The 14,947-nt window shown below is 66.4% G+C and carries 13 protein-coding genes; 6 read left to right on the forward strand and 7 right to left on the reverse strand.

Annotated features, from left to right (window positions below; translation table 11 throughout):
- Window positions 1–3 precede the first annotated feature (3 nt).
- From V0R59_RS18470 to V0R59_RS18500, 7 genes are all read right to left on the reverse strand, one after another.
- Window positions 4–975, reverse strand: coding sequence for a Csu type fimbrial protein (locus V0R59_RS18470; protein WP_330075904.1), 972 nt, complete (start codon window positions 973–975; stop codon window positions 4–6).
- Complete coding sequence (locus tag V0R59_RS18475; RefSeq protein WP_330075917.1) at window positions 972–3,275, reverse strand: fimbria/pilus outer membrane usher protein; 2,304 nt, start codon at window positions 3,273–3,275, stop codon at window positions 972–974. Before V0R59_RS18475 ends, V0R59_RS18470 begins: the two co-directional genes overlap by 4 nt.
- Before the next feature lie 110 nt (window positions 3,276–3,385).
- The gene (locus tag V0R59_RS18480) at window positions 3,386–4,174 is read right to left on the reverse strand and encodes a fimbrial biogenesis chaperone (protein WP_375547390.1); all 789 of its coding nucleotides are present in this window, start codon (window positions 4,172–4,174) and stop codon (window positions 3,386–3,388) included.
- Between the two features lie 42 nt (window positions 4,175–4,216).
- Entirely contained in the window at window positions 4,217–4,717 is a 501-nt protein-coding gene (locus tag V0R59_RS18485; protein ID WP_330075905.1) for a Csu type fimbrial protein, read from the reverse strand.
- 3 nt (window positions 4,718–4,720) lie between these two features.
- Window positions 4,721–5,254 carry a Csu type fimbrial protein gene (locus V0R59_RS18490; protein WP_330075906.1) on the reverse strand — a complete coding sequence of 178 codons (534 nt, stop codon included), beginning with the start codon at window positions 5,252–5,254 and terminating at the stop codon, window positions 4,721–4,723.
- Between the two features lie 18 nt (window positions 5,255–5,272).
- Complete coding sequence (locus V0R59_RS18495) at window positions 5,273–5,806, reverse strand: Csu type fimbrial protein (RefSeq protein ID WP_330075907.1); 534 nt, start codon at window positions 5,804–5,806, stop codon at window positions 5,273–5,275.
- 34 nt (window positions 5,807–5,840) lie between these two features.
- Window positions 5,841–6,368, reverse strand: a complete 528-nt coding sequence (locus V0R59_RS18500) for a Csu type fimbrial protein (protein WP_330075908.1) — start codon at window positions 6,366–6,368, stop codon at window positions 5,841–5,843.
- A 194-nt stretch (window positions 6,369–6,562) separates the two neighbouring features.
- Between V0R59_RS18500 and zapE the strand changes: the two genes are divergently transcribed.
- The 6 genes from zapE to V0R59_RS18530 all read left to right on the forward strand — a co-directional run bounded on the left by zapE (window position 6,563) and on the right by V0R59_RS18530 (window position 14,804).
- On the forward strand, window positions 6,563–7,654 hold the full coding sequence (zapE, locus tag V0R59_RS18505; RefSeq protein WP_330075909.1) for a cell division protein ZapE: 1,092 nt from the start codon (window positions 6,563–6,565) through the stop codon (window positions 7,652–7,654).
- Between the two features lie 214 nt (window positions 7,655–7,868).
- On the forward strand, window positions 7,869–9,203 hold the full coding sequence (locus V0R59_RS18510) for an LLM class flavin-dependent oxidoreductase (RefSeq protein ID WP_330075910.1): 1,335 nt from the start codon (window positions 7,869–7,871) through the stop codon (window positions 9,201–9,203).
- A 43-nt stretch (window positions 9,204–9,246) separates the two neighbouring features.
- Window positions 9,247–10,350: an LLM class flavin-dependent oxidoreductase gene (locus V0R59_RS18515; RefSeq protein ID WP_330075911.1), complete on the forward strand. Its 1,104-nt coding sequence runs from the start codon at window positions 9,247–9,249 to the stop codon at window positions 10,348–10,350.
- A 419-nt stretch (window positions 10,351–10,769) separates the two neighbouring features.
- Window positions 10,770–11,294, forward strand: a complete 525-nt coding sequence (locus V0R59_RS18520; RefSeq protein ID WP_330075912.1) for a sigma-70 family RNA polymerase sigma factor — start codon at window positions 10,770–10,772, stop codon at window positions 11,292–11,294.
- Window positions 11,291–12,271 (forward strand): FecR domain-containing protein, encoded by a 981-nt coding sequence (locus tag V0R59_RS18525; RefSeq protein WP_330075913.1) that lies wholly within the window; start codon window positions 11,291–11,293, stop codon window positions 12,269–12,271. Before V0R59_RS18520 ends, V0R59_RS18525 begins: the two co-directional genes overlap by 4 nt.
- Window positions 12,272–12,368: 97 nt before the next feature.
- Window positions 12,369–14,804 (forward strand): TonB-dependent siderophore receptor, encoded by a 2,436-nt coding sequence (locus V0R59_RS18530; protein WP_330075914.1) that lies wholly within the window; start codon window positions 12,369–12,371, stop codon window positions 14,802–14,804.
- Window positions 14,805–14,947: the final 143 nt, after the last annotated feature.

Below are 14,947 nucleotides of genomic sequence, written 5' to 3' on the forward strand. Positions count from 1 at the left end.
GCCTCAGAACGCCACGTCGAGGATCACGCTGTCCTGATAGGCACCGGCCGGTGGCGTGGCCTGGTCGGTGTAGACCTTGGCGTTGTAGTTGAACACCTGGCTTCCGGTCCCGGTGCCATTGCCCGGATTGATGTCGGCATCGCTGCTGGCGCGCCGGGCGGTGGTCAGGGAGCCCCAGCGCGTGGTGCCAGCACTCTTGAAGATGTCGTAGGCCAGGTAACTGGTGCCCGTCGTCAACTTCATCCGCCGCCGCCCCGCCGAAACGTACAGCCCGTCATTGAGCCCTACCGTATAAGCACTCCCCTTGGTACACGACAGGCTGATGCTCTGGTTCACCGTGGAGAAACCACTGACCACCGGCGCCGTGCCGAAGTTGATGGTCGGCGTGGTGATCTGGCAATCGGCGGTGACCGTCAGGGTCACGGTCATGCTGGTGGTACCACTGGTGGTCTGGCGCCCGAGGCACAGCCCGCCGATGCCGATGCCGTAGCAATAGTCCCAGTCCCAGAACGCGGTGAAGGTTTCCGTGTAGGTGCCGGCGGCCACGTTGCTGCCGGTGAGGGTCTTGAAATACAGCGGCACGGTGCTCGGCACGATGCTGCCGAGCAGGCCCAGGGCTTCGAGGATGCCATGGCGGGCGAAGTCGAACGGCTGGCCGCGGGTGATCGGGAAGGACGTGGTGTTGTCGGCATAGATCGTGTACTTGATCACGTCGCCGGTAGGGCCGACCAGGCCGGTGGTTCCCCCCACCGGTGTCAGGGTCAGCTTGAAGAAGTCGTCGGTACGCAACAGGCTGAGCAACGAGCCACTGCAGCGCAATCCGGCGTTGGTGGTGGAGGTGGATTGCACGGTGGTATTGACCAGGGTCGATGCCACGCTGCCGAAGGCCGCGTTGGTCGCCTGCACCACCGTACACTGCGCCCGCGCCTGCGCCGCCGCCAGGCACAGGAGCAAGACCGCCAGCCAGCGCTTCATTTGCACACCAGCGGGCCGATCAGCGGCACATCGTCCTGCGCGCCATCGAGGCTGAACTGCGCCTGGCAACTACCGCCGCCCGCCAGTTGCACGAGCAGGGTGTTCTGTTCCGCCAGGTTCTCCAGGTAGACCAGCCCGTCCCAACCCACCACCGCCAGCGAACCGCTCTGCTGGTGGGTGACCTGGCTGCCCAGCGGCAGGTCCTGGTGATTGGCATCTACCAGCTCGACGCTCGCCGCCAGCACCCGGTCCAGCGGGAAATTCAGCAGGTAGCCGGCCCCACGGCGCACCGCCACGCGCTGCTCGACGCTGCCGGCGCGGATGTTGGCCGGCAACTCCAGGGGATCGATCTCGTACTTGCCGCGGTAATAGGCGCTGCTCCACGGCACCAGCAACTGGCCCTTGCCGTTGGTGCGGCCCACGGGCTGGTTCTCGTAGCGTACCGGCACGTCGGCAAAGCCATTGGTGCTGACCACGACGAAGGCATCGTCGATGCGGTTGGCGGCGAACAGGCCGTTGTCCATCCACACCACCGAACCACTGGCGTCGGCCCAGCGGGTCATGGCGTCGCTGGTGCCATAGGTGCCGGCCTGCAGCTGCACCGATTGCAGGCGCCAGGTCAGGTCGGCCTGACGGTAGGCCTGCTGGTCGCCACCGGCATAGCCAAGGTTGAAGCCGACCCCGCCCTGGCTGGGCACGGCGCGGCTGTAGTTGACCCGTTGCAGGCTCTCGCCATTCTGGTTGCGTTCGGCGCTGAGGCTGATGGTGCCGCGCAGGTCGAAGGGAATCACCAGTTGCGCCTGGGTCGCCCATTGCCCGTTGCCGCCGACTTCGCGGTTGGCCGAAAGGTACAGGCTGGTATTGCCCCACAACGAGCGGCTCCAGCTCAGGTTGACCAGCCGCGTGCGCGAGTTGTCGGCCGCGCGCACGTCGAAGTAGCCGGCACCGAGGCTGCCGTAGCGCTCCATGTTAAGGCTGACGGTAACCTGCTCGCTGCGCTGGCTGAGGCGGGCGTAGGGGCTGTCCAGCAAGGTCGCGTCGGCATAGTCGCCGCGGCGTTCCAGGCGCTGGTAGCTGAAACCGATGCGCTGGCTGTTGTACTGGTAGCCGAGGCTCAACTGCTGGCCGCCACGGCTTTCGAAGGTGCTGTGGCTCAGCGCGGCGTTGATCACGCCGAGGTTGCCCACCAGCAGGTTGCCGCCGATGCCGCCGAGGGCCAGGGACTCGCCGGCCTCGGCGTGGCTTTCCAGGGTGAAGTTGTCGCTGACGCCGTAGCGCAGGCTGCCCGTGGCCAGGGTCGAGCCATAGGAAAAATCACTGATGCCGTAGTTGCGTCGCAGCTTGCCGGCCGCCACCGAGAAGTCCATCAAGCCCTTCTGCAGCAAGGTGCTGGTGACATAGAACGGCAAGGTGGTGGAGACCTGGCGCCCCAGGGCATCGGTGGTCACCACCACCGCCTCGCCGGCACCGTTGATGTACGGCACGTTGGTCAGGGTGTAGGGACCGGGCTGCAGGTCGGCGCTGGTGCTCTTGTAGCCATTGATGAACAGGTCCAGGGAGGACGGCACCGCGGCCTCGCCGGCGAAGGCCGGCAACGGATAGGTGATCAGGTCCGGTCGTACCGCGAAGTCCCGCGACAGTTGCACACCACCCAGGCGCACCGAACTGCTCCAGGGCAGCGAGCCACTGACCACGTCGCCGCCTTCGAAGGTCAGCAGCCGTTCCTCATCCGTGTAGCGGAAAGTGGTGTCGTAGCGCAGGAAGCCGCGCTGGCTGGAATCGAAGCTGTCGCCGCTGATCTGCTGGCGCCACTGCCCGGTGGTGGAAAAGGTGCCCCAGCTGTCGAACACGCGAAACTCGTTCCAGGCCGACAGGCTGGTGCCGGCGTCATCGGTGTCGTTGAGGTACAGGTCGTAGTTGAACAGCGCGCCGAAGCTGCTGCGGGCCTCGCTCGGCGGGTACAGCGAGCGGCCGCCGATACGCTGGTTCGGCAGCCAGTTCAGCGGCACCTGCAGCAGCAGGCGCTGGGCCTGGCTGTCATAGTCGCTGTGCAGGCCGTCGATGCTGTCCAGTGCCACCTGCTCCGGCACCGGCACGGGGAATTCGATACCCGCGGCACGCAGGTCGCTGACGGCCACGTACAGGTGACCGGAACGCTGTTGCACGGGCACCACGCTACCGCTGTTCATCTGGTTGACTACCAGTTCCAGATACAACTGCGCATCGCTGACTGCCTCCTGGCCGCTGGGTGGCGGCGGCAGTTCGCCTGCCAGCAACGGCGTCACCGCGAATACCGTCATGCCACTCGCCAGCGCCAGACGACGGGTACTGGCCAGAAATCCCTTCACGCACTGTTCCCACCCTTGACGGGGCTGCTCCAGCCCCTGGTCCCTGGATCTATCCGCTCACTTCACTGCCCCTGGCCGATGGTCTGGGCGGCCTCGCCGCCATTCACCCGGCCCTGCAACACGGTCGCTGCCGAAGCCTGCAGCGGCGCCGGCCAGCGCATGCTGGCTCCGGGCAACACGTAGCCGAGCAAGCCTTCCACCACCGGGCGGCGCTGCCCGCCCTGCTGCATGACCACATCGGTCAGCCGCGCATGTACCGGGCCAGTGTTGCGAATCTCGACGAAGGGCTTGCCCTGCACCGAGACCTGGCGCCAGCTCAGTTGCGGCTTGCCGACGCCCTTGCTGTCGCGCTGCCCCTCGGGGTCCGGCTTGCCCCACAGGCCGTCGCCGTAGACGAACAACGGCACCGAGTAGCGCATCTGGAAGCGGATCGCTGCCTGCGGTTTCTCGGCACCGGTGTTTGCCGGCAAGGGCGGCGGGATCTCGTCGATGATGATGCGGTAGGCCTGCTCCTGGCCCACCGGCGACTTGCCGGTGCGGGTCAGGCGCACCAGTTGCTTCTGCCCGGGCTCGATCTTGGCCAGCGGCGGGCTGCCGATGATCTCGCGCTGGTTCTGGTACTGGTCGTCGAATTCGCCCTGGCGCCAGGCGAAGATGCGGATCTGCAGGTTGGCCACTTCGCTGCCACGGTTCTCCAGCCACAGCGCGCCGGCCTTCTGCTCGGCCTCGATCACCGGATCGATCGGCCAGATCAATACCGAGGTCGCTGCCTGCGTCATTCCTCCCCACAGCACCAGGAGCAGCGCCGACAGCACCCTCCCCGCGCCAAGACGCCGAGCGTCCGTTCCCATGCCAGCCTCCTTCGTGTTCTTGTCAGCCCGGTGCTTTTTCGCTTACCAGGTCAGTGTCACTTGCAGCACATCGGTATAGGTTCCCGCCGGCAGCGTTCCGCTCAGTTGGGCACGGGCGTAGATCGGCAACTTGATGGCAGTCGGGTCGCTGTAGCTCACCGCCACCGTCTGGTTGATGCCCAGCGCCTGGCTGAACGCGGCATCGCGGAACAGCTGGTAGACCTGCAGGTTGCTGGCGCTGCTGCGCTTGAGGTTGCGACTGCCGTTGTTGTTCTGCCCGCCATCCACGGCCATGCTCAGGGTCACCCCCGGCGTGCATTGCAAGGTCACGGTGGTGCCGTTGAGCGGGGTGGTGGCGACGGCCGTGGACAGCGCCGAATAGCTGCCGAAATCCAGGTTGCCGTAATTGGTCACCCCGCCCACCACCAGGCAACCAGCCTGGATCGTCGCATTGACCAGGAAGGTGCTGGTGAGGGCGGCATCCAGCGGCACCGGGGCCACCGCCGCGACCAGCGCCAGGCCCAGCGCCAGACGCCCGTGCATGGCTCAGAAACTCAGCTCGACCGCCACGGTGTCGGTGTAGGTACCCGGCGGCAGCCCGGACTTGCCCACCGCCTTGCCGTACAGATTCACCGTCTGCGCCGCGCCGGTGCTGGTGGGCAGGGTGATGGTGCCGTTGATCGGCAACAGCGTGCCGAAGCCGGAGTCGGTGTAGAAATCGTAGGGCACATAGCTCCCGGAGCCGTTGGCGAGGGCCCGGGTCCCGCCGGTGGACTGACCGTCGTTGGCGCCCACGCCGACCTTGATCACCGGGATCGCACCGTTCGAGCAGAGGATGCTCATGGCACCGCCACCGCCGGCCAGCACCTGGGCCCCGGCCTGGGTGAACAGGGCGGTCTGGGTACCGAAGTTGAGGGCACCGAAGTTGACCCCGGTGGTGGCCGTGGAACCGTTCACCTGGCAACTGGAGATCAGCACCAGCGAGGCGTTGATATTCCCGGTGACGGTGGCGGCCTGGGCCTGGGCAGCCAGCAACAGTCCGGCGCCGACGAAGAGGAAACGGGAAAGGCTAGGTTTCATGATTCACTCCTTTGACTGTTACCAGTCCAGCGTCACCGTCAGGGTGTCGCGATAAACGCCTGCGGGCAGGGCTTTGGGGTTGGCTACGACAACGCCGTAGATGGGGATGGGGATCTGTGCCGCGCTGCTCACCGAAAAGCTGAGTTGCTGGCCGATGCCGTAGTTCGAGCGGCCGGCCGGGTCGGTCGACAACTGGTAGGGAATGAGCACGCCGCCGTTGCTCAGCCGGCGCGTGGTACCGGTGGGATTGCTGCCGCCATTGATGGTCACGGTGAAGGCGCGCACCTGCGGGTTGCAGCTGACTTGCAGGTTGCCGTTGCCGGCGGTGTCGTCGAGGGCCGCGCGCAGCGGGTTGTCCCACATCGGCCCCTGGGCGCCGAAGTCCAGCACGCCACCGGCGGGTGCCGGCGCCTGCGGGGTCGGGTCGTTGCTGATCTGGCACGCCGAGGTCAGCACCAGGCGGGCCTGGACATGCCCGCTCATGGCGCCATGAACGCTGGTGCTGAGCAGCAGCGGTCCGAGGCTCAGCAGGAGAATGCGTGATGTCTGCATGCTGCTCGCTCCCTAAGCAGTGACATAGCGACCGTCACCAGGTCACGGTTACCTTCAACAGGTCCGAATAACGTCCCGTCCGTGGGAGCTCGGTTTGAGTGTCGATACGCGCGTACAAGGGAAGTTCCACCGATCCGCTGTCCGGCACCCGGCCGTGCTGGGCGATGTCCACCGACAACGGCACGCGCCAGGCAGGGTCTTGGAACAGGCGGTAAGGAATGGGTTTGGCGCGGGGATCGGCCGAGACCAGGTAGCGCACGTCGCCGGTGCCGCCATGCTGGCCGCCGTCGACCCTGACCTGGTAGGCGGTATCCGGATTGCATTCCAGGCGCGGCGGCCGTTGCACCAGCAACTGGCTGCCCAGCGGCCCGGCGGGGTCGTCCAGCCGCGGACTGCGGCCGAAATCCAATACGCCCAGCGCCTCGGCGCCGGCATCACGGGTCTCGTGGATCAGCAGGCAGCCGCGCTGCACGTCGATACGCACTTCGACAAGAAAATCCGTGGCCGCAGCGCCCTGGGCGGTACACAGCCCGAGTAGCGCCAGCAGTGATCGTCCCTTCACCTTCCCTCCCTGCCCTTGCAGGAGTGATCTGAGATTGAGGGTAGCAGCCGAGGAAAATGCTGCCAGCCGGTTAAGAAATGTACAGGCCTTGTACAGGAAATATCCGACGAACCAGGCTGACCTGGCTGGTAGCGTTATTCACTATCTGGTTAATATTGCCGGCCGCACGCCGCCCCGCCTTCGAGGAAACCGATTTGCCCGCCTGGATCCGTTCGCCCCTGCGTGCCCTGCGTCAACGCCTGAGTCCCCGTGCCCCGGCGGACGCGGCCGTCGACGCCGACATCCAGCGTTTCTTCGCAGACAAGGCCCGACAACAGGGCTACACCCTGAGCGACGGCCAGCAGCGGGTCATCGCGGCCATGGCGCAACAGGCGGCGCGCCTGCCTGCGGGCCGGCCCTGCAGCCTGTACCTGCATGGCCAGGTCGGACGGGGCAAGAGCTGGCTGCTGGACGGTTTCTACAACGCCCTCGGCGACCTGCCCAAGCGCCGCCTGCATTTCCATGATTTCTTCGCCCGCCTGCACCAGGGCATGTTCGAGCACCGCCGCGAAGCCGATGCCCTGGACGTGACCCTCGACCACCTGCTCGGCGACTGCCGGGTGCTGTGCTTCGACGAGTTCCATGTCCACGACATCGGCGACGCCATGCTGCTCACCCGGCTGTACAAGGCGCTGTTCGCCCGCGACATCTTCCTGCTGGTGACCTCCAACTACCCGCCCCGGGGCCTGCTGCCGAACCCGCTCTATCACCAGCGCTTCGAGCCGGTGATCCGCCTGATCGAGGAACGCATGCAGGTGCTGGAAGTCGGTGGCGAGCAGGATTATCGCGCCCTCCCCGACGCCGGCCGGCAGCAGCGCTTCACCCAGGGCCACTATCTCTGGCCCGGCACCGCCGAACAGTTGCAGCACCTGGGCTTCGCCACGCCTGCGGCCGACGTGGTGCTTGAGGTGAACCAGCGCCAGTTGCGCGCGCGGGTGCGTGACGAGCGCAGCGTGGTCTTCGATTTCGCCAGCATCTGCGAGCAGGCCACGGCGGTCATCGATTACCTGGAGCTGATCCAGCGTTTCGAACACTGGACCATCGAAGGGCTGCCGGACCTGGAAGACTGCACCATCGCCGCGCAGCAGCGCTTCATCAACCTGGTGGACGTGCTGTACGACCGTGACAAGCCCTTGCTGTTGATCGGCGAGCGCCCCCTGGCGCAAAGCCTGGGCGGCAGCGTGGCGGACCTGGCGCGAACCCGTAGCCGCCTCGGCCAGCTGCAGCAGATCGGCCCGCACACATGACGGGCGCAGGATTAAATTCAATTTACTGATATTAGAAATAATATTTGATGCTCGTTTTACATAATTAGCATAGAAGAAAAAGGTCCTTCACAGACACCTCACACCCGCATAAGGTCTACCCAAGACCGACCCCTTTCCCGGCGGAGGCCCGTTATCGAGCGATGCAGCCGGGCCTCTCCGTGCTTCGTCGCCTTCCCTCGCGCAGGAGCGAAGCATGAGCAAGCGACAGATCAAACTGGGTGCAATGATCCACGGTGTCGGCCACGGCTGGGGCGAGTGGCGCCATCCGCAGGCCCTGGCCGATGCCAGCGTCAACTTCGGCTACTACAAGCAGCAGGCGCAGTTGGCAGAGGGCGGCAAGTTCGACTTCGCCTTCATCGCCGACAGCCTGCATATCCACGCCAGGTCCAGCCCCCACTACCTCAACCGTTTCGAACCGCTGACCATCCTTTCCGCCCTGGCCGCGGTCACCGAGCATATCGGCCTGGTGGCGACCATCACCGTGAGCTACACCGAGCCCTTCCAGGTCGCCCGCCAGCTGGCCTCGCTGGACCATATCAGCGGCGGTCGCGCCGGCTGGAACGTGGTCACCTCGTGGCTGTCTGGCACCGCCGACAACTTCGGCAAGGCCGAGCACCCGCCCCATGCCGAGCGCTACCGCATCGCCAGGGAACACGTGCAGGTGGTGCAGGGCCTGTGGGACTCCTGGGAGGATGACGCCTTCACCCGCGACAAGCAGAGCGGCGAATTCTTCGACCCGGACAAGCTGCATGCGCTGAATCACCAGGGCGAGTTCTTCAAGGTCAAGGGCCCGCTGAACATCGCCCGCTCGCGCCAGGGCCAGCCGCTGATCTTCCAGGCCGGCACCTCCGAGGACGGGCGCAACTTCGCCGCGCGCCAGGCCGATGCGATCTTCGTCAGCCCCGAAGGCTTCAGCGATGCCCGCGCCTATTACCTGGACCTCAAGCAGCGGGCCAAAGGCTTCGGGCGCAATCCGGACCAACTGTTCATCCTCCCGGGCATTCGCCCCATCGTCGGCGTCGATGCCGAGGACGCCGAGCGCCGCTACCAGCAGGCAGTGGAGCTGGTGAGCATCGAGGACGCCCTGGTCGCCCTCGGCCGCCCGTTCAACGACTACGACTTCAGCGGCCATGACCTCGACGCGCCCTTCCCCGACCTCGGCGACCTCGGCAGCCAGAGCCACAAGGGCTCGTCCGACCAGCTCAAGCGCATCGCCCGCGAGGAAGGCCTGACCCTGCGCCAGGTGGCGCTGCGCTTCTCCGCGCCGAAGCGCGATTTCGTCGGCACCGCCGAGGAAGTGGCCAACGCCGTCCAGGACTGGTTCGAACACGAGGCGGCGGATGGTTTCATCATCAATTCGCTGCTGCCGGACGGCCTGCAGCGCTTCACCGAGCTGGTGGTGCCCGTGCTACAGCAGCGCGGCCTGCTGCGCCGTGAATACGAAGGCCAGACCCTGCGCGACAACTTCGGCCTGGCCGTGCCGGACAACCGCTACACCTTGCGTCGCAGCCAGGAAGCGGTCGCCTGAACCGCACTCAACCCACCTATCGACGGACAAGGAATCTACCCCTATGAGTCTTGAGTTCATCGGCCTGATCGGCCCCCAGGAAGCTAGCGAATCCCAGGCCCCCCGCGGCCCGGCGGTCGACCTGGAATTCATCCGTGCCTTTGCCCAGGCCCAGGAATACGGCGGTTTCGACAAGGCCCTGCTGGCGGTCAATACCAGCGCTGCCGACTCGCTGATCATCGCCAGCCATGTCGCCGCCTACACCGAGAAACTCGGCCTGCTGGTGGCCCACCGCCCGGGCTTCCAGGCGCCGACCTTCGCCGCCCGCCAGTTCGCCACCCTCGATCACCTGAGCCGTGGCCGCGCCTCGATCAACGTGATCACCGGCGGCGACAGCGGCGACCTGCAGCGCGACGGCGACTTCCTCGACAAGGACGCCCGCTATGCCCGCACCAGCGAGTACCTCGACGTGGTCAAGCAGACCTGGACCGCGACCACGCCGTTCAACCATGAAGGCCCGCACTACCGCGTCGAAGACAACCTGACCCTGATCAAGCCGCTGCAAAAGCCCCATGTGCCGATCTACTTCTCCGGGGCATCCGACGCGGCGGTGGAAGTCGCCGCCAGGCATGCCGACGTCTACATGATGTGGGGCGAACCGCTGGAGCAGGTGCGCGAGCGTATCGCCAAGGTACGCCGGGCGGCGGCCAAGTATGGGCGGGAGAAGCACATCCGCTTCAGCCTGTCGCTGCGGCCGATCCTTGGTGCTACCGAGGACGAAGCCTGGGCCCGCGCCGAGCGCATCCTGGCGGACGCCAAGGTGCTGCATGAACAGCGCGCGGGCAAGCGTCGCGAGTTGAACGTGGGCAAGAACAACATCGGTTCCTCGCGCCTGGTGGAGCTGGCGAGCCAGAAGGTGGTGCATGACAAGCGCCTGTGGACCGCGATTGCCGCGCTGACCGGGGCAGCGGGCAACTCGACCTCGCTGGTGGGCACGCCGGACCAGGTGGCGGAGGCGGCGCTGGAGTACTACAACCTCGGCGTAACGACCTTCCTGTTCCGTGGCTTCGACCAGTTGCGCGATGCGGTGGAGTACGGGCAGGAACTGCTGCCGCGGATCCGCAACCTGGTGGCGCAGCAGGCGCAGGGGAAACGGGCCAACGGTTGAGGTGTGCGCCGTGATGGATGGTCGGTGGGAGCGAGCTTGCTCGCGAACGGCGGCGAAGCCGTCGTAAAACCTGTTTCCAGAGTGTGTCTGATTCACCCTCGACAAGAAGCTTGCGGCCGCTTCGCGCCCGTTCGCGAGCAAGCTCGCTCCCACGAACATCCGGCGCCAGAACAGCAATGAAAAAAAACCGCCAGTAACCCTACTGGCGGTTCAAACGTAGCGCAGATATGAAGATATTGCCGTCGCACCCTGAGTGACCTACCAAAGGGGCAGCATCAGTATCCCCTTCCCGCCCGCACACCGCTTGCTCCTCCCTGCCAGTCGCTTGCACCTCGTTGCCAGGCGCGATTGTGCGGCGCAGTGATATCAACGTACTATCGAGAACAATTCACATTTGATATCACAGTGCATTGTCCTCCATGCCCCGATCCCCCTCGCCTTCCGATGTCGGCTGGCTCTACCAGGAGCACCACGGCTGGGTTCGCGCCCTGCTCAAGCGCAAGCTGGGCAATGCCAGCGACGCCGCGGAACTGGCCCATGACGTGTTCGTACGCCTGCTCGCCCAGCCCCGTGAATTCCCCGACGACGCCCATGCCCGCGCCTGGCTCGGCTCGGTGTCGCGCAATGTCTGCGTGGATTTCTGGCGCCGCCGGCGGGTCGAGCAGGCCTGGCTGGAGACCCTGGCCAACCGCCCGGACGCCTGCATGCCCAGCGAGGAACACCAGGCCATGGTCCTGGAGGCGCTGGAGCAGGTGCAGGCCATGCTGGAGAAACTGCCCAAGGCCGTCGCCGAAGCCTTTCTCCTGGCCCAGCTGCACGGTCTCGGCTACCGCGCCATCGCCGAGCGCCTGGGGGTCAGCGAACGCACGGTGACCAGCTACATGGCCAAGGCGATGTTCCAGTGCATGCTGCTGGAAGCCGAGCTGGACGCAGCCCTGTCATGACCCCCGGCCCGCCCGATCACGCCACCCTGCAGCAAGCGGCCGACTGGTACGCACGTCTTTCCGGCAAGCCCCACGACCACGCCCTGCAACAGGCCTGGCAGCACTGGCTTGACGAGGACGAGCGCCATCGCCAGGCCTGGGGTTTCGTCGAGCGGGTCAGCCAGCGCTTCGCCCCGTTGCACGACGATGTCGAGGACGCCGCGCAAACCCTGGAGCAACTGCGCCGCCAGGGCGTGAACCGTCGTCGGCTACTGCGCGGGGTGGCCGGCGTCGCCGGGCTGGGCTTGCTCGGCCTGTTCGCCTGGCGGCCATTGCTGCGCGAGCCGTTGCTGGCCTGGCGGGCCGACCTGCGCAGCGCCACCGGCGAGATCGTCGAGCAGCGCCTGGCCGACGGCACGCGCCTGTGGCTGGCCAGCGACAGCGCCGTGGATGTGCACTTCGATGCACATCAACGCAGCCTGCACCTGTATCGCGGCGAGGTGCTGATCAGCACCGCCAGCGATCCGCGACCGCTGCTGGTACACACCGCGCAAGGCAGCCTGCAACCGCTGGGCACCCGCTTCAGCGTCGCGCTGAACGCCAGCAGCACGCGCCTGGAGGTGTTCGAAGGCCGGGTCCTGGCGCGCTGCGCCGGCTCCAACGCGCAACAGGAAGTGGCCGCCGGCCACGGCCTGGGCTTCGACGACCAGGGTTTCACCGCGCTGCAACCCGCCTCCCCCACCCGCGAAGCCTGGAGCCGCGGCGTGCTGCTGGCCGAGGACCTGCCGCTGGAGCGCTTCGTCGCCGAGCTGGCGCGTTACCGCCATGGCTACCTCGGCGTCGACCCGGCGCTGCGCGGGCTGAAGATCATGGGCACCTTCCCGCTGCACGACACCGACCTGGCCCTGGCCATGCTGGAGCGCACCCTGCCGGTGAAAGCCCGCCGGCGCCTGCCCTGGTGGATCAGCATCGAGCCGCTGGACGCCCCCCAGGGATGACGCGCTGAAAAAAGTTCGCCGGTCGCTTTCCGGTTTTTTCGACTCGTTCGATTCAAGCCCATAGAAACCGCACAGCGACTTTTGCAAGGAACCCTTCATGTCGTCATTTCCCCGCGTCCACCTGAACCCGCTGGCCCTGGCGCTGGCCCTGTCGATCCCGGCGACGGCCCTGCCCGGGCTGGCACCGCTGGCCGCCGAACAGGCCCGCGTGCAAGCCTTCGATATTCCCGCCGGCAAGCTCAGTGCCCGCCTCAACCAGTTCGCCGAACAGGCCGGGATCTACCTCAGCGGCGATACCCGCCTGACCGAAGGCAAGCAGAGCAACGCCCTGCGCGGCAGCTACCCGGTGCAACAGGCACTGGATATCCTGCTCGGCGGCAGCGGCCTGAGCGCCCAGCCCATCGGCGACAACCGCTACCTGCTGCAACCGGCCCCCAGGGCAGGGGCACTGGAACTGGGCGCCACCAGCGTCGATGCCCGCCGCGATGGCGCCACCACCGAAGGCACCGGCTCCTTCACCTCGCCGATGACCTCGATCGGCAAGGGCACCCAGCGGGTCAAGGACATCCCGCAGTCGGTCAGCGTGGTCACCCGCGAGCGCATGGACCAGCAGAACCTGCGCACGGTCACCGATGCCCTGGCGCAGACACCGGGGATCACCGTGGTGCCGTCGTTCACCGGCAGCCAGTTCTATTCCCGCGGCTTCTTCCTCAACAGCTTCCAGTACGACGGTGTGCCGCTGGAGCGCCAGTTGTACGCCCGCGGCTCCAGCTTCAGCGGGCAGAGCGCGATCTTCGACCGGGTCGAGGTGCTGCGCGGTCCGCAGGGCCTGCTGGAAGGCGGCGGCGACCCGTCCGGTGCGGTCAACCTGGTGCGCAAGCGCCCCACCGCCGAAGCACAGACCCACCTGAGCGCCAAGGCCGGCTCCTGGGACCACTACGGCGCGCAACTGGATACCAGCGGCCCGCTGGACAGCGAAGGCCGCCTGCGCGGGCGGCTGGTGGCGGACTACGACACCAGCAATTCCTTCGTCGATGAAGTGGGCGCCGACAACCAGACCTACTACGCCGCCCTCGACTTCGACCTCAGCGAGCGCACCACCCTCGGCCTGGGCTACAGCCACGAACGCACCGACGCCACGCCCAACACCATGGGCCTGCCCAACTACAGCGACGGCAGCATGCCGCGCTTCGGCCGCTCGACCTACCTGGGCACCACGTGGGATAGCTGGGACAAACGCCAGGACACCTACTACCTGGACCTCACCCAGCAGCTCGACGACACCTGGAAGCTCAAGGGCAGCCTGGTCAATATCCGCGAGTTCAACGACTTCAAGTACCTGCAGCGGCGTGGCCGCATCGACTCCGCCGCCGGCTTCTCCGGCGATGCCTATGCCTTCGACTACTTCTCCGAGCACTGGGGCGGCGACCTCAATGTCACCGGCGACCTGCAGGTGTTCGAGCGGCGCCTGGGCCTGACCGTCGGCGGCAACTATTCGCGCCTGAAGAGCCACGACGTGTGGGGCGCACGCTACAACGTGGTGCGACCGCTGAACGTGTTCAACCCCAACCTGGACGTGGCCGAGCCCAGCGATGCGTCGATCTATGCCGCGAACCAATGGGATGACGGCTACACCTCGACGCAGAAAGGCATCTACGCCGTGGGCGACTACCAGCTCGGCGAGCGCCTGTCGCTGATCGTCGGCGGCCGCCTGTCCAGCTTCCGCACGCTGTTCGACGATGTCGGCCCCTGGGGCGCGAGCCGCAGCGAGGCGCGCAAGACCGACAAGCTGACCCCCTACGCCGGCCTGGTCTATGCCCTCGACGACGACTGGAATGCCTATGCCAGCTACACCGAGATCTTCAAGCCGCAGACCCAGCGCACCGCCGCCGGGACGATCCTGGAGCCGCGGACCGGCACCAGCTACGAGATCGGCCTCAAGGGCGAGCACTTCGGCGGCCGCCTGAACAGCAGCCTGGCCCTGTACCAGATGGAGCAGGACAACATCGGCCTGGTGGATTCCTCGGTGGACTCGGCCACGGCCACGGCGCGCTGCGGGGGCACCTGCTACGTGCCGTCCGGCACCATCCGCAGCCGCGGTTTCGAGGCGGAGCTGAGTGGCGAGGTGGCCACGGGGCTGGAGCTGTACGCGGCCTACACCCTGAACCTGATCAAGTATCTGGACGAAGAACCGGCAACCACTGCAGCGAACATCACCGGGACCACGGATACGCCGAAGCACATCCTGCGCACCTGGGCCAACTATCGCTTGCCGGGCGAGTGGAAGGCGCTGGCGGTGGGTGGTGGGGTCAATGCCCAGAGCCGCGCGGCGGGGTATGGCTACTACGGCCGCGAGCAAGGCGGCTACGCGGTGTGGAACGCGCGGGTGGCCTATGACTTCGACGAACACCTGACGGCGGCGCTGAACCTCAACAACGTGTTCGACCGGCGGTACTACAAGGCCGTGGACTATGACCACAACTTCTATGGCGATCCGCGCAGTGTACTGATGAGCCTGGATTATCGGTTCTGAGGCATGGGTTGACTGGTCGGGCCCTGTCCCTGTGGGAGCGGGGTGAACCCCCCATTGCGCCCGGAAAAAAAAAACCCCATAAAAGCGGACCACCCAACAACAGGGCGCCGCGCACAACGACACACAGACCAACAAAAAACACC

The sequence above is a fragment of the Pseudomonas ulcerans genome, assembly GCF_036324125.1.
Taxonomy (GTDB): Bacteria; Pseudomonadota; Gammaproteobacteria; order Pseudomonadales; family Pseudomonadaceae; genus Aquipseudomonas; species Aquipseudomonas ulcerans.